Consider the following 17,875-nt stretch of genomic DNA (forward strand, 5'->3'; position numbering starts at 1 on the left):
CGATGAAACCAATAAAAACATTAATTTCTGCCGCAATTTTAGTTTCCTGTGGTGCTACTGCTGCAACAACGGGCTCTGAAGTATTAATGGTGCAAAATGGGGGTACGCCTAATAAGGTCTATACCGCTAATAAACCAACAATCAAAGTTGCTACCTACAATATCGGTAAGAATGAGCTGGCAGCGGATGTGGCTAATTTAGATGAACTCAGCAAAGCAATTGCTAAGATTGATGCGGATGTAATTGTATTAACTGAAATTGATAATAAAACTGCTCGTAGTAAAAAAGTGAATCAACTCGAGGAAATAGCCAAAGCTAACAAGATGGATTTTGCGTTTGGTAAGGCGCTCGATTTTGATGGTGGTGAATATGGGGTAGGTATTTTATCAAAATATAAAATTGAAAAATCCCAAGTCGTCAATTTACCCTCTGGGGGAGCAGAACAGCGTGTCGTGTTATTATCACAAATTACTAAGCCTGGTTTTGATTCACCCATTATTATCATGGGAACACACTTAGATTGGCAAAAAGATCCAACCATTCGTATTGGACAAGTTCGCCATATTTTAGATGCGACCATTGGTGATACAGAGACGGGTTTTGATAATATCGCCGCCTCTATTAAAATCCTTGCTGGCGATTTTAACTCAACGGCGAAAGAACAACCGATTGAAGAAATTAGCTATTTTTGGAATCCCGTTGAGAAAAAAGGGGTAAATTATCGAACATGGCCAGCGGTTAACCCTGCCATTGATATTGACCACATTTTTACTTATAAAGGGCAAGTATGGGATGTCAAAAACATGACGATACCGACAGATAGCAAGGATTTTCAGTGGTCGAAAGTCAGTGACCATCTGCCAGTTATTGCAGAACTTGAATTGCAAGAACAATAAGTTAATTTGATGATGAACAGACCTCGATGGGAGGTCTGTTTTGTGCTTTATCGCTTACTTTTGCAATAATTTTTGACGTTGAATAAAACGAGTTTGTGCTGCTCCTAAATAGTTTTCAATTTCTGAGTAAATACGTAAACTCAGTATTTGAAGATCCTGTTCACACTCCAGAGCCGGCTTAGTTAATTTTATGAATTCCTTCATGAAATCTTTAACTGATAGGAATTTGTTGGCAACATTCGCATAATAATATTGATAAACATAGGACGCTTGAGAATGGCTAAGTTCAGTATTGTTTTTGACGTTGTTGGTTGCGAGTAATAGTAGTTGTGTATTTGTCATGATGGGTCCTATTTTTGTTTTTTTGAATAGTACACAAGTTACCATAAATCTTTTATCAAAATTAGTCGGATAATTTTAGTTTTTGGTTTTTAAATTAAACCTAAAAAAGTATTTCTTATTATATCATTATGTTAGCTATTTATTTCCAAGGAAGAATATTGAAGCTTGAAAATCATAATTTAATCCCTGCAAATACTAATGGATTTCAATCGTGTTTAAGAATATTGGGTGCATATTTAATGATATGATTTATTTGAAAAAGTTGTTCTCTGCTTTGCTTTATGCTTAATAAATGCGTGTTTTAGGTACATTTCACTGACCTAGACGAGAGAATGGATTGAATATTAAATTGATTTTTAATTTATTTTAAATTCTATTTAATATTAATGATAGGTATTTTTATTTTTAAATAAATATCCAAATTTAAATGAGAAATAAAAATAAGGAATAGTTAATAAAAAGGGATAAATTAATTTATCCCTTTTTTGTGTATAAAAATTATTATATTAACCTTTTAGCTCTCTAGCACATTGTTGTAAATGTTTAAAAGAAGCAAAACGGGTTTCATGATGTAATTTAAATTGTTTATTTGCTTGATAGGTTAGGTCAATATTAGCGAATTGAGCCATGGCTTGTGCAACATTCTCACAAACGCCTCCAGCAACAGCGCCTAGAATTGCAGAGCCTAATAATACAGGTTCACTCGCTTGTGTAGAAATCACGGGAACTCCACAGGCATCGGCAAGTAGCTGACGGATTAATGGATGTTGACCCGCACCGCCACTAATTGCGATATTTTGGATTTTTGCGCCTGACTGGGCTTGAGCTTCAATAATCTGTCGCAAGCCATAGCCAATACTACAGACACCTGCGGTATAGAAGGCGAGTAAATTATCAAAACTATTATCCATCGTTAAACCCGCAATGATTGCTTTTGCATGTGGGTCGGCAAAGGGGGCTCGATTGCCTAAAAATTCAGGAACAATATGAATACCTTCCGCTAATTCAACGGCTTGAGATGGGCTGTTGGACTTCTCTAACACCTTATCCGCTAGCATTACTGGTAATGGCTTACCTTGCTCTTTAGCCATTGCTTTGGCTTGCGCTGCCATTGGGTGTAGTGAGAGAAGTTGGTCAATGGCGGCACCAGCAGCACTTTGTCCACCTTCATTGAGCCACATACCCGGTACCATTGCGGAATAATATGGGCCCCAAACGCCGGGAATAAAAACCGGCTCTTGTGTTGTCGTCATCGTGCATGAGGATGTACCGAAAACATAGGCCATATTAGCGGTGGCATCACCATTTACTCCGACGGTGCCAATGCCACCTGCATGAGCATCAATCATTCCTGCGGCAACGGGGGTTCCGATTAATAATCCCATTTCTTCAGCGGCTTGCGCGGTTAAACCATGACCATTTGGTGTACCTGGTTCAACAATATCCTGACCGATCCGAGCAAAATTTTCATCAGCGAGTTCAGTGAGACCAATTTGGCGGAAATAGTCAGCATCCCAGCGCTGTTCATGGGCAAGATAGGTCCATTTACACGTCACCGTACACGTGGAACGCGCTAAAGAACCAGTTGATTTCCAGGTAAGGAAATCTGCCAAATCAAAAAATTGCCACGCGTCATCATAAGTTTGGGGGCGATTTTCTTTCAGCCAAAGAATTTTTGGAGTTTCCATTTCTGGCGAAATCTTACCTCCGACATAGTTTAAGACAGGATGCTGTAAACTATTGATGCGCTCGGCTTGCTCGGTCGCTCGGTGGTCCATCCAAACAATAATATTGCGCTCCGGATCTTCACTTGGGCTGACTGAAATAGGTTGCTGGTTTTTATCTAAAACAACCAGAGAACAGGTCGCATCAAATCCAATTCCTGCGACCCGTCTCGCATCCATTTTGGCTTCCGCCATAGCTTGTTTCACACAATAGCAAACCGCCATCCAAATTTCGTTGCTGGATTGTTCCGCAAAGTTAGCGCTATCACGGTAGAGGGTAATATCGTGTTTAGCGGAAGCGAGCATGTTACCGCACATATCAAAAATACCTGCTCGCGCACTCCCTGTACCGACATCAATCCCAATGACGACGTCGTCATTTTTGTTTTGCGTAGGGCTGTTCATGTGTCCTCCCACAATGTGTGTTGTTATCGGTAAAATTAGAGGTCAACGCTGTTAGGAAGAATGACCAGATCACGGATGGTGACATTTTTTGGGCGAGTTAACATGAATAAAACGGCTTCAGCGACTTCAATCGGTTGCATTAAGCTGCCATTGGCTAATGCTTCTTCCATTTTTTCTTTTGGCCAATCATCGAGTAACGCCGTCACGACTGGACCCGGTAATACGGCACCCACACGAACACCATATTGAGAAACTTGGCGGCGAGTCGAATGAACAAAGGCTTGAACTGCAAATTTAGAGGCCGTGTAAATCGGCTCCCAGATAACGGGTACCATACCTGCGATTGAGCTAGTAAACAGGACGTCCCCTGATTTTTGTTCAATAAAGTGAGGCAGAACAGCGCGAACACTACGAAATGCAGCATTGATATTGAGGTTTAACACTTTATCCCAAACATCAGGATCCCCTTCAGCAACAGGACCGCCAATATAAGCCCCTGCGTTTGCATGGAAAATATCTAAGCGACCCGCTTTTGCTAAAATAGCATCTAACATGCCATCTACTTGTTCAGGTTTCATTAAATCAACGACTAGCGGGATTGCATTGTCACCTAATTCAGCAACTAACTGATTTAATCGTTCTTCTGCTCGGTCAATTAAAACGACTTTTGCGCCAGCTTTAAGTAGGGTACGTGCGCACTCAAGTCCAATACCAGAAGCCGCACCTGTAATTGCGGCAACTTTGTTTTCTAATGAGATAGCCATGATGTTCACTCCGGATAAGTTAGTTAATCAATAGAGATGTAGGTTGAATATTAGAAATTATTTAATTTTAGTCAGTTACGAGGGAATTTGGCGGTGTGTATTCATTGAGTGAGAATGCAGGCAAAACGCCATATCAACTCGATTCTAGGTTAATTTCGATGTAAGCTCAATCGATAGAGCAGTATTGCGACTTTTACGCTTTGGTGTCAAGCTAGGAAAAAATGGAGGCATGAATTTGTGAGCAAGATCAGACAAAATAAGAAAACGACGATCTATGACCTTGCAGAGTTGGCAGGGGTTTCAGCCAGTGCCGTTAGCGCAGTATTGAATGGAAATTGGCAAAAAAGACGTATTAGCGCGAAATTGGCTGAAAAAATTATACGCTTAGCAGAAGAACAAAATTATTCAGTTAATAAACAAGCGAGTTTATTACGTAGTAATAAATCGAAAATTATTGGGATGTTGGTGCCCAAATACGATAACCGTTATTTTGGTTCGATTGTGGAACATTTTGAAGAAATGGCGCGTGAGCGGGGTTTGTTTCCTATTATTACGTGTACACGAAGGGACCCCCAGTTAGAGTTGGAAGCCGCGAAGGCCATGTTGTCTTATCAAGTGGATTGGTTAATCTCTACAGGGGCTACAGATCCCGATAAAATTACGCAAATTTGTCATGCATCCGGCGTTCCGACATTAAATTTAGACTTACCCGGTACACTGGCACCTTCGATTATTTCAGATAACTATCATGGTGCAAAGCAACTGACGCTCAATATCTTACGAAAAAGGCAGCAAAAAGTAGCCTCATCGGAGTCGTTAGTCTTTGTGGGAGGGCGAGAAGATGAACATAATACTCTCGAACGAATTCGAGGATTTATTGATGCTCATAACGCATTAAATATTGATGTGCCTTCCCACCATATTTTGACGTGTGGTTATGCGCCTGAAAAAGCGGAGCGAGCGTTGTCTGCGTATTTCTCACATCAACAATCTATTGATAACACTAAAAAAATAGCACTGTGCGGATTATTCGTTAACTCAACCATTTCATTAGAAGGTGTGATGAGATGGTTAATACAAGAGGGTTATACGGAGAAGCATCAACCGCTAATGGGATGTTTTGACTGGGATCCATTTGTTGCACTGCTAGGTCATGATATTGATATGGTTAAACAGGATGTTCCTGCCATGTTAGCGCACGTTTTCCAATTGATAGAATCAGGGGAAAGTCAGCCTAAACTGATCGAAGTGATGCCAATCACGGTAGGAAAAATAGCATAAAATAAAGTCAGGCTTAAAGTGGATATTAAGCCTGACGAAGATATTATTGAGTGTTTTTATTCAAGGTATCTAATCGCAGCTGATGGCGTTGATTATAAAACTTCACATAGGTTAAATAGCCAGCAAGAATGGTAGAAAGACTGGCTGTCGCTAATAGCATGAAGGTTACCATAATTTGGTATTTAACTGCCTGCAAAGGGTCAACCCCTGCAAAAATTAGCCCTGACATCATACCTGGTAGACTAACAATCCCAACCGTTTTGGCTGAATCCACAGTAGGGATTAATGATGCTCGAATACTTTCACGAATAATGGATGCTGAAGCAATTTTCGGCGTTGCTCCGAGGCTCAGCATTTCTTGAATTTGTTGCTGTTGACTGTTAAATCGTTGTCCCAAGTTATTGAAGCAAAGACCAACGGCTATCATGGCGTTTCCTGCAATCATGCCAGTAATTGGGATCACTTGCATTGGAGTGAAGGCGATAGCTTCAGTAATAATCAATACTAACAAGGTTAAAAATGTGCCTGAGGTAATGGCAATTAATGCGGTGATAAATAATTTGTCGAGGTATTTGCTGCGTTTCTTTGCATTCCATGCAGCGTTAAAGCAGATAAATAACACTAATAAAACAGTGAGTGCTTTATGATCAATATGGAATATATATGTGAGGATATATCCGGCAATTAAAAGCTGAACAATAGCTCGGAAAGTACTCCAAATAATATCTTTTTCGAGAGAAAGCTTTTCTTTGTGGCTAATAAAAATTGCCACTAAGACTAACATGATAGAGAAAGCGAGCGACTCATTAGAAATAGTAGGTTGATGCACGGTTAATTCCTATTTTTCGCTATGATGTACGGGAAGAGTAATAATATCGTCAGCATGGGCGATTTCATCTTGGTCATGAGTGACCCAAAGTATGGCAATATTATTCTTGACCGCTAATTGATGAATTAGCTCATTGACTTTGATTTTATTTTGTTCATCTAAAGCACTGGTAATTTCATCCAGAAGTAAGATTTGCGGTAGAAATTGCAAATTGCGGATCAGCGAAACTCGCTGTTTTTCTCCACCAGAAAGTTCGTTAATTCCTTTTTCTAGGATTGAGTCTGGCAGTGAAAAATAGCTTAAATCATCTAAAATCTTTTTTTTATCAAATGACTGGTTACGAATTTGATATGGAAAAAATAAATTGTCATAGACGGTATTCCCAAATAACGCGGGTGTCTGAGTACAATAGGAGACTTGCTGGCGATACTTTTCTGGCAAAATAGTATTGATGTTTTGCCCAGCAAAGAGGATCTCTCCACAGCTAGGAGGAAGTAAAGAAGAGATAATTTTTAGTAATGTACTTTTCCCACAACCTGAGGGACCCGTGATCAATTTAAATTCGCCAGGGTATAGGTCAATCTGCACATTATCCAAAATTATCTTCTGACCAACCTGAAAACCGATATTTTTGAGCTGTAGTAAGGTGTGTTTTGTTTCCATGTATGACCTAATCCATCTAATTCTATTATCGAGATTATGGATATTATGCGCCAATTTAGGCTAAATAGACACCGCGTTATGTGGAACAGATTGGGTAAATTAGATTTGCATGGCTAAAATAGTTGCCTTATTATTTTCAGTAACGTCTTGTTAGGAGATGGCATTCCTCCTAGTTTAACCGTCCTTTTGTGGACTGATGATGCCTACGTAAACCTATTCATTTGGATGGGCACGTAGGATTATGTGCCCGAATGTAGGGCATAAATGTCTGCGGGAGCTTTTCCTTGCATTTATTCCCATATGACTTGTAAGGAAAGTAGCAATGTACGCATCTCTTATTTCTATTGCTTTGGGCTCAGTGTTAGGTGGCTGGTTAAGATGGCTAATCGGCTTGAAGCTCAATAATTTACATCCTCATATCCCCTTTGGTACGGTATTCGTCAATTTAGTGGGCGGCTTTATTATTGGTTTTGCTGTCTCTTACTTTGCGAGTGCGAATATTAATCCTGCATACAAATTATTTATTGTGACGGGTTTTTGTGGGGCATTTACTACCTTTTCAACGTTTTCGTTGGAAGTATTGGTGATGCTACAAGAAGGGAAGCTGGTGGTCGCATTTAGTACCATTGCAATACATGTTCTCGGCGCGTTGCTCTTCACTTTATTGGGTATGCTGTGTCATAACATGCTTTCTCAAGGATAATCTACATCGGTGCAGTGATTTATTTCTCATTCATTGGATGTGTTCAATTAATAGCCTATTTGTGGATGCGAATAGGCTATTTTTATCTTTATTTTCAGAAAAAATGAGGAAGGGTGAAATAAAGCAGAATATATTGCCAATGTGGCTAACAATTTGCTTTTATCATGAAAACCTGACAAATAGATAGTGAATGAATAAAAATATATTACTGGGCAACAGAATATAAATTTGGCATTTCCCTTTTCACGAAAAAGAATGAATTATTAGTAAAAGTAACTTTTTTAAAATATCCCATCAAAAACTCAGATTATCACAAAGTGATGTTTCTGTTTTTCAATTATCCAACCTTATATATGACTATGTCACTCGTAATACCCTATTAGTGTATTTCCATCCTTACACTGTAACTTAATCTATACATCCATTTTTTCAGTGATATGATGAATTTGTTGTTTAATTGTAATGGGTTGGATGGATATATATCGTTTGGTTTTAATTTACTCGCCATTTGAATGTCAAAGTTTAATTAAAACCAAATTTTAATTATAAAAAACTACAACGGAAATAAATAAAAATAATAAATACGGGGAAAAGTCATGTCACAAATGTTAGCTCTATTATTAATTGTTGGGATACTGTACATCGGAGATGCCATTGCGGTACGAACAAAAGCTTGGATCCCATCGGTATTTGTGTGCGCAGTATTATTTCTTTTAGGTTATTGGACGTTCTTCCCAAAAGATATTGTTAGCATTGCAGGGATCCCTAAAGTGGTCGCTGTCATGTTGATGTATTTGTTAATTACGAACATGGGCACATTGCTGTCATTGAAAGAACTTTTGCATCAATGGAAAACTATCTTAATTTCGTTATCTGGTATTTTGGGAATTATCGTTTTTATTTATGGCGTAGGTCTCGCTTTATTTGATTTAAATACCGTGTTAGTGGCAATCCCACCATTAGTGGGCGGTATCGTTTCTTCGTTGATCATGTCAAAAGGGGCGGCAGAAGCAGGACTGGTGGATTTATCTGTGTTTGCCATCTTAATTTATGTGATGCAAGGCTTTGCGGGATACCCATTAACGGCAATTATGCTGAAACGTGAAGGGCGCCGAGTGCTTGAGCAATACCGCCGTGGCGCATGGAAAGAGTCTTTGGCCGTTGATGGCGCGGATGATGTTGAAGTAAAAACATTAGCGTCAGAAAGTGCAATGCCTCGATTGTTTAAACGTATTCCAAGTCACTATAACACCAGCTATTTTCAATTTTTACGATTAGTGGTAGTGGGCTATTTAGCGTATTTGGCTTCTACGGTTGCTGCGCCTTATGTCAGTATCAGCCCATTTGTTCTGTGCTTATTATTTGGTGTCATCGCGTCTTCGATGGGCTTTTTGGAGAGGCAACCGTTACAGAAAGCGAACGGTTTTGGTTTCGCTATCATGGCATTGATGCTGTTCATCTTTGATACGTTAAATCACGCGACGCCTGATATGTTGCTGAGATTGGTCTATCCAATGGTGGTGTTGATTGTTGCCGCTGTGGTGGGCATGTTCATCGCATCGTGGATTGTAGGGAAAATTTTAGGGGTATCAAAAGAGATGGCATTTGCGGTTTCATTGACTGCGCTATATGGATTCCCAGCAGATTATATCATTACCAATGAAGCGATAAATGCGCTGACCAAAGATGAAAAAGAGCGTCAGATTTTAACCAGTCACATGTTAGGACCGATGCTAGTTGGCGGATTTATCTCTGTCACCATGGTATCTGTGGTATTAGCGGGCATCATGGTAGCTTATATCGTGCCTGTCGCGGCGTAATAACTGAATATAAAAACGCATAATAATAAGGCGTTAAAAAATAAATAAGGACAGAAAATGGTCAATAATAACATTACAGCTTCCATTAAAAAGCACACTGAAGGGATGATAGCTTTTCGACGAGATCTTCACGCTCATCCAGAATTGCCATTCGAGGAAGTGAGAACGACAAAACGAATTGCTGAAGAGCTAGGGAAAATAGGCATCGAATATCGGCTGACTGAACCAACAGGGATTATTGCAGACATTAAGGGCGGCAAGCCTGGAAAAACAGTCGCTTTACGTGCAGATATTGATGCCTTACCTGTGCAAGAGTTGAATAAGGCTCTTGAGTATAAATCGACAAACGAAGGGAAAATGCATGCTTGCGGGCATGACGCACATACGGCGATGTTGTTGACCGCCGCTAAAGCATTGTATGAAGTTCGTGATGAATTAAAAGGAAATATCCGCCTCATTTTTCAACCTGCTGAGGAGATAGCGCAAGGCGCTAAAGCGATGGTGAAACAAGGGGCGGTGGATAATGTCGATAACGTGTTCGGCATGCATATTTGGTCAACGACACCATCCGGAAAAGTGTCATGTAATGTGGGAGGCACTTTTGCTTCTGCGGATTTATTGGTCGTGAAATTTAAAGGGCGCGGGGGGCATGGTTCAATGCCTGAGGCTACCGTTGATGCCGCGATTGTTGCCTCATCATTTGTCATGAATTTGCAAGCTATCGTTTCTCGTGAAACATCATCCTTAGATTCTGCGGTGGTGACTATCGGTAAAATGGATGTTGGGACACGGTTCAATGTTATTGCCGAAAATGCGGTGCTCGATGGTACGGTACGTTGTTTTGATATTGAAACACGTAATCGCATTGAAGCTGCGATTCGCCGTTATGCTGATCATACAGCAGCAATGTATGGTGCAACGGCAGAAGTGGATTATATCTACGGAACACTGCCTGTTATTAATGAGGAGCGTAGTGCATTATTGGCGCAATCGGTGATAGCGGAAGCATTCGGAGAACAGGCTTTAATGGCGGAAAAGCCAACGCCAGGTGGCGAGGATTTTAGCTTTTATATGGAAAATATCCCGGGATGTTTCGCTCTATTAGGTTCGGGTAACCCAGAAAAAGATACTCAATGGGCACATCACCACGGTTGTTTTAACATCGATGAAGACGTCATGGCATCCGGTGCGGAACTTTATGCGCAGTATGCATGGTCTTATTTACAGCAAGATAAATTCTAAGGCTGGGATTGTGTGAGTCTAGTGTTGATATAGTGAATATAACCCGAACGGTAAGCAATATCGTTCGGGTTTTCTTTTTTACTCAATAAACTAGGATCTTTCGGCTTTGATACAAAATACAGAATTATGATGTTGATTACGAATTATGATGAACAAAAATAGCTTCTCTGAGACGTTGTTGTAACTCAAAGCGTTGTTCTTGGGTGAGCTGCTCATCATGAGAAAGCTGCATCAGCATTTCATTCATGTTATGAACGATGTTTTCATCTAGCAGTAATGCCACTTTATTGGCTATATCTTGATAATAATCCACGGTAAATTCTCCTAAGCATAGCGTTCGTTAATCAATTCTGTTTATCAATCACCATGACGGCCATGGTGTTTGGCTCAAGTGCACGCATGATATGTGGCTCGTCACCACGATAATGAATGTAATCACCGACATTGAGTTCTACGGGATTCTCGAGAGGACCGACTAAGGCTCGTCCTGACATTAAAATAATGTGTTCAGTGACCCCCTGCATATGGGGTGATGAAATACGATCTCGGCCGGGTTGAGCGACAACCGTATAAATATCTCGCTGGGAATTGGCTGGAGCAGAGGAGAGCAGGTATGCCAAATAGTTTGCATGTTCTGCACTAACTGGTGTGCCTTCACCGTGGCGGATCACGGTTACCGCTGCACGCTTTTCCTCAATTAAACGCGAAAATGGAATATCCAAGGCGACACACAGTGCCCATAACGTCTCAATACTGGGATTACCACTGCCCGCTTCAAGTTGGGATAATGTGGACTTAGCTATCCCCGCTTTACGGGCAAGCTCGGAGAGAGACATCCCACTTTTTTGCCTTTCACAAGCCAAGGATTTTGAAATTAATTCGATTGGGGGCGTGAATAAGGTCAACGTAAACATCCTATTTTAATTGCACTTAGCCTAATGTAACGACATAATGAACGAATGTTTTTTATATCGAACGGTCGTTCTATGCAGAAATCTACATTTCAGTTTTCTATTCTCCATAATAGCACAGTGAAAAACATTGCACTGGTGTGTATTGCGGACCTAATTGTGGGGATATCTTATGGCGCTTTAGCTCACTCACAAGGCTTTGATTGGTGGGTTCCGCTGGTATTGTCTATTTTGGTTTTAGCGGGCGCGTCTGAGTTTTTATTTATTGGTGTTGTTTTTTCTGGGGGAAGTCCGATATCCGCTGCTTTAGCGGGCTTATTGGTCAATTCTCGTCATATTCCATTTAGTTTTGCTGTGAGTGAGCTAGCAGGAAAAGGACCGAAAGCGTTGCTGGGGTACCACATTATGAATGATGAAAGTGTGGTATTTGGTTTGGCGCAAGAAAGTCAGCAAGAGAAAACAGCTGCATTCTGGCTATGTGGGTTAGGTATTTTGATTTGCTGGCCTGTCGGAGTAATTATAGGTGAAATCCTGGGGAGCTTTATCCAAGATACTCATGCCCTTGGGATGGATGCAATGTTTCCTGCCATTATTTTGGCGCTCAGTTTGCCGGCGCTAAAAGATAAACGCCTAAGATTAGCCGCCATAATCGGCGCGGTTATCGCTATGGTAACAACACCAGTGTTACCCGCGGGTATTCCTGTATTACTCGCACTGTTGAGTTTAGTTATCTATATAAGGAAATAATGATGATGGAACATTCATGGTTGATGATGAGTGGGATCCTTATTTTAGCAATTGGCACGTATTTGATGCGTGCATCTGGGGCTTTGCTAAAAGGTCGAGTGAATCTCACTGAGCAAAATAAAGCACTCTTTTCGGCGGCAGCTATTGTCATTTTATTTTCTGTAGCGATGACAGCAACGGTTTTCTCAGGTGATGAACTATCTGATTTTCCTAAAATTATTGGTGTGGTCGTTGCAGGAATACTCACTTGGTATCGTAAGCCATTTATTGTGATTGTGTTATCGGCAGCATTGATGACGGCAGCATTGCGTTGGTTATTTTAAGCAAAAAAAAGCCCCTATGGCATTAGGGGCAAAATTAGGGATATACCTAAACGTTATTGTGTGCAAGTAAGATACTGATTTTTAAATAGCAATACCAAATGGTTGGCATTATCAGTGTAACAGGTACAGCCTATGGTTTAGGGTAATTCATTTGTCACTTTGCTGCGGGTGCTGTAGCCGGTACTGGCATCGGCATCGGCTGTGCAGGCTTGAACTCTGGCACTTCCACGACAGACATCTTCACCATGTAACGTTTGCCATCTTCAATTTTAGGTGTATCGTTCGCCAGTTTTTTGAGGGTTTCGTTTGGTTTAGTGGTTTGCTCTGTCACGCTATACACCATATTATGGTGATTACCACCGTGATGGCGTGGTGATTTATTCATATCAACATTGGCTGCAGCAGCGGCAAAGCCTACAGACATTAAAATAGCAGCGAGTAAACCTTGGTTTAATTTGTTCATTTCTATCTCCTCATTACGTGATGAGAGGATAATTCATCAATTAGGTTTCGCTCGCAATGGCTTTTACCTGCTTTGACTAAAGCTCCATATTTCCTGCATGTTTTATCCTTTCTTTACACATTTTATGGAAAATAATGCCGTTATTTTATGAAAAGAATGACAGCGAAAGAAGAATAAAGATAACCCAGAACATCTCTGGGTCATTGACGGGGTTAGCACGCAATTTGTGGTTGCTGAGGCTCAAGAGGGGGTAAACCATAGGCTGCACGAGCACGATCGCAGGCCTCATTGTGTATGCCGTTATGCCATGATTGTTCGAATTCTCGGCATGGAGTCGGACGCTGCTCATAGATGGAACATGACACACATTCACCTACGTTACCCGTTAGTGCCGTACAACGAGTATTTGGTTTTTGGTTTGTGCCTTGCATGCAGCTCATAAACGGGGTGATTTGCTCTGTCAAATGCTGAGGTACAGAGCCCCCGCCAGCTTCCGCTTCAGCCCAATAAAATGAGACACGAAAGTAGGCGCAACAAGCACCACAGTTGACACAAGGGTTATCTGAAGGATCAGTTTTTAGTATATGAATAATATTGGTCATATAAAAAATCTAACAATGAAGTTGATAGTTCCCGTAGGAAACGGGAGACGCAACACAGGCAGGAAGCCTAAGAAAATGTTGCTCAGCCGCTATTATGTTACGCGGCTCTACGTATTGGCAATATTTTTTAGAGTAAAAGCCCAATATTTGCAATCAGGTCAAAATAAAGTAAAAAATTCAGTGAGTTATAACTATAAAAAAACCTGCCGTTTAACGGGCAGGTTTCAGGGAGTATTCGGTGATAAGGACGATTAAACGTGTTTCAAATCACCGTCATCTTCTTGGTTAAAAATGGATTTGTCTGTTTCGCCCATTAATTGGCTAGTCACGGTACCTGCAGTCATTGAACCACTCACGTTCAGTGCCGTACGACCCATATCAATTAATGGCTCAACTGAAATCAATAACGCGACTAAAGTAACAGGTAATCCCATCGCTGGCAGTACAATCAGTGCAGCAAACGTTGCACCACCACCCACACCTGCGACACCCGCAGAGCTGATAGTCACAATACCGACTAAAGTCGCGATCCACAGTGGGTCAAATGGATTGATACCCATTGTTGGTGCCACCATAACCGCTAACATGGCAGGGTAGATACCTGCACAACCGTTTTGACCGATAGTTGCACCGAAAGACGCTGAGAAGCTGGCGATCGATTCTGGTACACCAAACCGGCGAGTTTGCGTTTCAATATTCAGTGGAATACTTGCAGCACTCGAACGGCTAGTAAAGGCGAATGTCAGTACAGGGCCTGCTTTCTTAAAGAATTTAATCGGATTTAAACCGGTTGTCGCAATTAAGACACCGTGAATCACAAACATAATGGCTAATGCCACGTATGATGCGACCACAAAGGTACCTAAATTAATGATGTCAGCTAAATTCGAGCTTGCGACCACTTTGATCATCAGTGCCATCACACCATAAGGCGTTAAGCGCATGACTAAGCGGACTAATTTCATTGCCCAAGCCTGCATCACATCGATAGCCGCTAATGCTTTTTCACCACGTTCTTTATCATCTTTGAACAGTTGCAGTGCCGCTACTCCTAAGAATGCAGCAAAAATAACCACACTAATAATAGATGTTGGGCTTGCACCTGTTAAATCAGCAAACGGGTTTTTCGGGATAAAGGACAGGATCAATTGCGGAACGGTTAAATCCGATACTTTACCAATGTAATTTGTTTCAATGGCAGCTAAACGTGCAGTTTCAGATTGACCTTGGACCAGCCCTTCAGCAGTTAAGCCGAACAAGTTAGCAATCAAGATACCGATTAGAGCAGCGATAGCGGTTGTGAACAGCAGTGTGCCAATGGTTAAAAAGCTGATTTTCCCTAAAGAAGATGCCTTATGGAGTCTAGCTACTGCACTCAGAATTGAGGCAAATACCAGAGGCATAATCACCATTTGTAATAGTTGAACATAACCATTACCAACGATATTAAACCAAAGAATGGAGTCTTTTACCGTTTGGTGACCAGAACCATACACCAGGTGCAGTCCCACACCATAAGCAACACCGAATACCAGACCCAGTAAGACTTTTTTGGATAGGCTCCAACCATTCGATCCGAGTTTTGCTAACAGTATTAAAAGTGCTACGAAAACGAGCACATTGATAATCAGGGGAATATTCATTCCGCACTCCAAATTGTAATTATTTTACATAATGATTCTTGTTGTTAATCCTTAATAGGTATAAGGATTTCGTTTCTTCTAACAACTGGTTATATGATATCAGTTGAAGTTAGTCATTACTTATAATCAAAAGTTATAATTTAGGTTGATTTATACTTACAGTATATTACAAAAGTGATGTTTTTGTCGGTAAGTGTATATTTATCTGATTATTAAAATAATTTAGTGCGCTTTCTATTTGCTGGAACCAGTCAGCTGGATGCCCTGCGGGTATAAGCACCGCACAGACGGTCAAAAGCACGGCAATAAAGCGTTCTCCGCGTTTACTAGATTTACCGCGTAGAACGGGAAAACAGAAACGTAATGGTAATGGCCATAAAAATGGGACACCGGATGGCGTCAGCATATCGGCAATTAAATGGCTCATATAACCAAGTAAAAACGCTTGGATAAGGTCAGGGGGTAAATCCCAATAATGGGGTAACCATTGATAGCTGGAAATCAGCAAAATTAGCCATGCAATAAGGCTATGCGTAAAGCCTCGATGACCGCAGAGCTTGGATATGGGAATAGAAATAATACGAAAAAGTCGCCCAAGAATGGATGATGGATGGTCGATATCCGGCAATAAGGCACCCAGCAAAACGCCTGGCACCATATGCAACCAATCACCCTGAGCGAACTCTGGCGTAATTTGCAGTTTATGAGCCATTATGAGTGAGGCGACAGAAAAAAGCAGGTGCCCTTCAGCAGTCATGGTGGATAAAATACCATCTGTTTATCTATACAGTAGGCGGGCAGTATAATGGGTTTGAGCGGAATTTGGTAGAGGGTGAGAGTTAAAAAAACTCTTATTTATTAGCTAATAACCGTAGATTTTTATACTTTTCAAAATTTCCCCTACGCAAATAATGTAGGGGAAAGAAATCATCACTAATTCATTTAAGATTAACGTAAATTTTCTGGACGTAAATCATTTAATGAAGCGAGTTTGACATCTGCCAAACCCCAGCGTGGGTCATTGAAGTGCTTGTTATCAGGAACCACGATAGAGCGCATTCTTGCGGCTTTTGCTGCAATCATGCCATTAAAAGAATCTTCCAATGAAACGCAGTGAATAGGCTTTGTCGATAATTCTGCTGCGGCTTTTAAATAAACTTCAGGATGGGGTTTGCTTAAAGGCAATTTTGCTGCGGAAACAACCGCAGAAAAATAATGGCGAATATCAAATAAATTCAGTACCTTCTCCAACATGTAATCCGGAGATGCTGATGCTAACGCAATTTTTAAATCCATTGAACGGCATAACTCTAATGCATGTTGGACACCGGGCAACAATGGGCGTTTCTCTTCGACTAAGCCAATGACTCTGTCAATAATACGCTGTTTTGCCTCTTCTAAACTGCAGCCTTGCCAAGGGGATGCGTTATACCAAAGTTCAACAACGTGGTCGATACGCAAACCGAGGGTATCTGGAAGCGTGTGCTTGATGGATAAATCAACCCCTAACTCTGCAAATACTTCATCTTCTCCCTGTTCCCAGAAAGGTTCCGAGTCAATCAGCAAACCATCCATATCAAAGATAACAGATTGGATAGGTAATTTATGATACATAGCAAACTCCATTCATTTAGATACCCATTTGAAAATAGGGTATGGGGGCTGTCGCTGCATTTTAATCACAGTCAATTTAGTGTCTAAAACTATTCTAACAAGCCATGACTTTCGGTTATAGAGATATATGTGCTATCACATGATTTTATTGAAAATTTGAATTTAGCGGGTGATATGAATGCAATTAAATTTTTGAATAATCCGAAACTCAATTTTTAACTATCATTTTTTTATAGAAATTTGGAGCCAGCAAATATTATCGGCTATGATTAGCGTAGAAAAAAACTCTGAGGAATAGTTGTAATGAATTACCACAAGGCAAATTCTCTTGCGATTGGCAAACGTATTTTGGGCTGGATCGTATTTTTTGTAGCATTAATTTCTACGTTAGCATCATTAATTAAACTCGCTGCTCTGAAAGGAATTCAAGGTGAAGGGATCAATGCGGTTGCTAATGATTTTGTGAAATTGATGGCAGAAATGGCTCGACAAAGCACACCATTTTTAAATGTATTTTGGAATAATTCGCCAGTTCCTGAAGTAAGCCAAGGTTTTTCTGGTAGCTGTATCGGATTTTTTGTTATTTTTATTTTTATCTTTGTGGGATTAGCACTAAGCGCATCAGGCTTACGCATGTATCGTCAAATTAAGTTTATTCGTGAAAGCATTGAAGATCATGTCATTCTAGAGAATGCTAAAGGCAGTGAGGTCACAAAAGAAGAATTAGAATCTAAAGTGACCATTCCCCGACACACTATTTTTAAACAGTTCTTTTTGATGTATTTCTGGCCGATAGTCTTAGGGATTGCAATCTATTTTGCATTAAAGCTCCTGAATTGGTAATTCTCCCATCATAATCCTGCGCTGCACCAGGTTTATTCCCGTGCAGCGCATCACTGAGTT

Annotated in this window: 20 protein-coding genes and 1 riboswitch; of the genes, 8 read left to right on the forward strand and 12 right to left on the reverse strand. The window is 40.6% G+C overall.

Going from position 1 to position 17,875, the window contains the following annotated elements; translation table 11 throughout:
- Nucleotides 1–2 precede the first annotated feature (2 nt).
- Nucleotides 3–896, forward strand: a complete 894-nt coding sequence (locus tag PR795_RS04135; RefSeq protein ID WP_006661995.1) for an endonuclease/exonuclease/phosphatase family protein — start codon at nucleotides 3–5, stop codon at nucleotides 894–896.
- A gap of 54 nt (nucleotides 897–950) precedes the next feature.
- Here PR795_RS04135 and PR795_RS04140 read toward each other — a convergent pair whose 3' ends face one another.
- The 3 genes from PR795_RS04140 to PR795_RS04150 form a co-directional block, all read right to left on the reverse strand.
- Complete coding sequence (locus PR795_RS04140) at nucleotides 951–1,238, reverse strand: hypothetical protein (RefSeq protein WP_181480774.1); 288 nt, start codon at nucleotides 1,236–1,238, stop codon at nucleotides 951–953.
- Between the two features lie 506 nt (nucleotides 1,239–1,744).
- Nucleotides 1,745–3,367, reverse strand: coding sequence for an FGGY-family carbohydrate kinase (locus tag PR795_RS04145; protein WP_006661993.1), 1,623 nt, complete (start codon nucleotides 3,365–3,367; stop codon nucleotides 1,745–1,747).
- 35 nt (nucleotides 3,368–3,402) lie between these two features.
- The gene (locus PR795_RS04150) at nucleotides 3,403–4,131 is read right to left on the reverse strand and encodes an SDR family oxidoreductase (protein WP_036974720.1); all 729 of its coding nucleotides are present in this window, start codon (nucleotides 4,129–4,131) and stop codon (nucleotides 3,403–3,405) included.
- 237 nt (nucleotides 4,132–4,368) lie between these two features.
- On the opposite strand from PR795_RS04150, the gene PR795_RS04155 reads away from it, so the two are divergent.
- Nucleotides 4,369–5,412: a LacI family DNA-binding transcriptional regulator gene (locus tag PR795_RS04155; RefSeq protein ID WP_181480775.1), complete on the forward strand. Its 1,044-nt coding sequence runs from the start codon at nucleotides 4,369–4,371 to the stop codon at nucleotides 5,410–5,412.
- A 43-nt stretch (nucleotides 5,413–5,455) separates the two neighbouring features.
- Here the strand turns inward: PR795_RS04155 and fetB are convergent, their stop codons facing one another.
- Together fetB and fetA are read right to left on the reverse strand one after the other, a co-directional pair.
- Entirely contained in the window at nucleotides 5,456–6,241 is a 786-nt protein-coding gene (gene fetB, locus PR795_RS04160) for an iron efflux ABC transporter permease subunit FetB (protein WP_039861912.1), read from the reverse strand.
- 9 nt (nucleotides 6,242–6,250) lie between these two features.
- Complete coding sequence (gene fetA / locus PR795_RS04165; protein WP_036960646.1) at nucleotides 6,251–6,904, reverse strand: iron efflux ABC transporter ATP-binding subunit FetA; 654 nt, start codon at nucleotides 6,902–6,904, stop codon at nucleotides 6,251–6,253.
- Nucleotides 6,905–7,048: 144 nt separating this feature from the next.
- Nucleotides 7,049–7,117: riboswitch (Fluoride riboswitch) on the forward strand.
- A gap of 109 nt (nucleotides 7,118–7,226) precedes the next feature.
- On the opposite strand from fetA, the gene crcB reads away from it, so the two are divergent.
- From crcB to PR795_RS04180, 3 genes are all read left to right on the forward strand, one after another.
- Nucleotides 7,227–7,607, forward strand: a complete 381-nt coding sequence (crcB, locus tag PR795_RS04170; protein WP_006659423.1) for a fluoride efflux transporter CrcB — start codon at nucleotides 7,227–7,229, stop codon at nucleotides 7,605–7,607.
- Between the two features lie 596 nt (nucleotides 7,608–8,203).
- Nucleotides 8,204–9,427 (forward strand): hypothetical protein, encoded by a 1,224-nt coding sequence (locus tag PR795_RS04175; RefSeq protein ID WP_006659425.1) that lies wholly within the window; start codon nucleotides 8,204–8,206, stop codon nucleotides 9,425–9,427.
- Nucleotides 9,428–9,484: 57 nt separating this feature from the next.
- Nucleotides 9,485–10,669: a M20 family metallopeptidase gene (locus PR795_RS04180; protein ID WP_006661988.1), complete on the forward strand. Its 1,185-nt coding sequence runs from the start codon at nucleotides 9,485–9,487 to the stop codon at nucleotides 10,667–10,669.
- Between the two features lie 136 nt (nucleotides 10,670–10,805).
- On the opposite strand, the gene PR795_RS04185 is transcribed toward PR795_RS04180, so the two are convergent.
- Both PR795_RS04185 and PR795_RS04190 read right to left on the reverse strand, forming a co-directional pair.
- Complete coding sequence (locus tag PR795_RS04185) at nucleotides 10,806–10,982, reverse strand: DUF2526 family protein (protein WP_006659427.1); 177 nt, start codon at nucleotides 10,980–10,982, stop codon at nucleotides 10,806–10,808.
- Between the two features lie 31 nt (nucleotides 10,983–11,013).
- The gene (locus PR795_RS04190) at nucleotides 11,014–11,583 is read right to left on the reverse strand and encodes a helix-turn-helix domain-containing protein (RefSeq protein ID WP_006659428.1); all 570 of its coding nucleotides are present in this window, start codon (nucleotides 11,581–11,583) and stop codon (nucleotides 11,014–11,016) included.
- A 72-nt stretch (nucleotides 11,584–11,655) separates the two neighbouring features.
- Here PR795_RS04190 and PR795_RS04195 point away from each other — a divergent pair, with 72 nt between their 5' ends.
- Both PR795_RS04195 and PR795_RS04200 read left to right on the forward strand, forming a co-directional pair.
- Nucleotides 11,656–12,327: an AzlC family ABC transporter permease gene (locus tag PR795_RS04195; RefSeq protein WP_006659429.1), complete on the forward strand. Its 672-nt coding sequence runs from the start codon at nucleotides 11,656–11,658 to the stop codon at nucleotides 12,325–12,327.
- The gene (locus tag PR795_RS04200) at nucleotides 12,327–12,650 is read left to right on the forward strand and encodes an AzlD domain-containing protein (RefSeq protein ID WP_006659430.1); all 324 of its coding nucleotides are present in this window, start codon (nucleotides 12,327–12,329) and stop codon (nucleotides 12,648–12,650) included. The genes PR795_RS04195 and PR795_RS04200 overlap by 1 nt, the downstream gene beginning before the upstream one ends.
- A gap of 154 nt (nucleotides 12,651–12,804) precedes the next feature.
- Here the strand turns inward: PR795_RS04200 and PR795_RS04205 are convergent, their stop codons facing one another.
- The 5 genes from PR795_RS04205 to hxpB form a co-directional block, all read right to left on the reverse strand.
- Nucleotides 12,805–13,113 carry a hypothetical protein gene (locus PR795_RS04205; protein WP_154629803.1) on the reverse strand — a complete coding sequence of 103 codons (309 nt, stop codon included), beginning with the start codon at nucleotides 13,111–13,113 and terminating at the stop codon, nucleotides 12,805–12,807.
- 212 nt (nucleotides 13,114–13,325) lie between these two features.
- Nucleotides 13,326–13,715 carry a YkgJ family cysteine cluster protein gene (locus PR795_RS04210; protein ID WP_006661985.1) on the reverse strand — a complete coding sequence of 130 codons (390 nt, stop codon included), beginning with the start codon at nucleotides 13,713–13,715 and terminating at the stop codon, nucleotides 13,326–13,328.
- Nucleotides 13,716–13,966: 251 nt separating this feature from the next.
- Complete coding sequence (locus PR795_RS04215; RefSeq protein ID WP_006661983.1) at nucleotides 13,967–15,358, reverse strand: L-cystine transporter; 1,392 nt, start codon at nucleotides 15,356–15,358, stop codon at nucleotides 13,967–13,969.
- 166 nt (nucleotides 15,359–15,524) lie between these two features.
- The gene (locus tag PR795_RS04220; protein WP_036974725.1) at nucleotides 15,525–16,115 is read right to left on the reverse strand and encodes a metal-dependent hydrolase; all 591 of its coding nucleotides are present in this window, start codon (nucleotides 16,113–16,115) and stop codon (nucleotides 15,525–15,527) included.
- A 191-nt stretch (nucleotides 16,116–16,306) separates the two neighbouring features.
- Nucleotides 16,307–16,972, reverse strand: coding sequence for a hexitol phosphatase HxpB (gene hxpB / locus PR795_RS04225; protein ID WP_006661981.1), 666 nt, complete (start codon nucleotides 16,970–16,972; stop codon nucleotides 16,307–16,309).
- Between the two features lie 303 nt (nucleotides 16,973–17,275).
- On the opposite strand from hxpB, the gene PR795_RS04230 reads away from it, so the two are divergent.
- Nucleotides 17,276–17,815, forward strand: coding sequence for a YniB family protein (locus PR795_RS04230; protein WP_006661980.1), 540 nt, complete (start codon nucleotides 17,276–17,278; stop codon nucleotides 17,813–17,815).
- Nucleotides 17,816–17,875: the final 60 nt, after the last annotated feature.

This window comes from Providencia sp. PROV209, from assembly GCF_028479485.1.
Classification (GTDB): domain Bacteria; phylum Pseudomonadota; class Gammaproteobacteria; order Enterobacterales; family Enterobacteriaceae; genus Providencia; species Providencia alcalifaciens.

Coding starts and splice junctions, on each gene's coding strand:
- fetA (WP_036960646.1), bottom strand. CDS start 6,904: ATGGAAACAAAACACACCTTACTACAGCTCAAAAATATCGGTTTTCAG.
- PR795_RS04205 (WP_154629803.1), bottom strand. CDS start 13,113: ATGAACAAATTAAACCAAGGTTTACTCGCTGCTATTTTAATGTCTGTA.
- PR795_RS04135 (WP_006661995.1), top strand. CDS start 3: ATGAAACCAATAAAAACATTAATTTCTGCCGCAATTTTAGTTTCCTGT.
- crcB (WP_006659423.1), top strand. CDS start 7,227: ATGTACGCATCTCTTATTTCTATTGCTTTGGGCTCAGTGTTAGGTGGC.
- PR795_RS04215 (WP_006661983.1), bottom strand. CDS start 15,358: ATGAATATTCCCCTGATTATCAATGTGCTCGTTTTCGTAGCACTTTTA.
- PR795_RS04145 (WP_006661993.1), bottom strand. CDS start 3,367: ATGAACAGCCCTACGCAAAACAAAAATGACGACGTCGTCATTGGGATT.
- PR795_RS04210 (WP_006661985.1), bottom strand. CDS start 13,715: ATGACCAATATTATTCATATACTAAAAACTGATCCTTCAGATAACCCT.
- hxpB (WP_006661981.1), bottom strand. CDS start 16,972: ATGTATCATAAATTACCTATCCAATCTGTTATCTTTGATATGGATGGT.
- PR795_RS04220 (WP_036974725.1), bottom strand. CDS start 16,115: ATGACTGCTGAAGGGCACCTGCTTTTTTCTGTCGCCTCACTCATAATG.
- PR795_RS04180 (WP_006661988.1), top strand. CDS start 9,485: ATGGTCAATAATAACATTACAGCTTCCATTAAAAAGCACACTGAAGGG.
- PR795_RS04200 (WP_006659430.1), top strand. CDS start 12,327: ATGATGATGGAACATTCATGGTTGATGATGAGTGGGATCCTTATTTTA.
- PR795_RS04150 (WP_036974720.1), bottom strand. CDS start 4,131: ATGGCTATCTCATTAGAAAACAAAGTTGCCGCAATTACAGGTGCGGCT.
- PR795_RS04175 (WP_006659425.1), top strand. CDS start 8,204: ATGTCACAAATGTTAGCTCTATTATTAATTGTTGGGATACTGTACATC.
- PR795_RS04230 (WP_006661980.1), top strand. CDS start 17,276: ATGAATTACCACAAGGCAAATTCTCTTGCGATTGGCAAACGTATTTTG.
- PR795_RS04190 (WP_006659428.1), bottom strand. CDS start 11,583: ATGTTTACGTTGACCTTATTCACGCCCCCAATCGAATTAATTTCAAAA.
- PR795_RS04140 (WP_181480774.1), bottom strand. CDS start 1,238: ATGACAAATACACAACTACTATTACTCGCAACCAACAACGTCAAAAAC.
- PR795_RS04195 (WP_006659429.1), top strand. CDS start 11,656: ATGCAGAAATCTACATTTCAGTTTTCTATTCTCCATAATAGCACAGTG.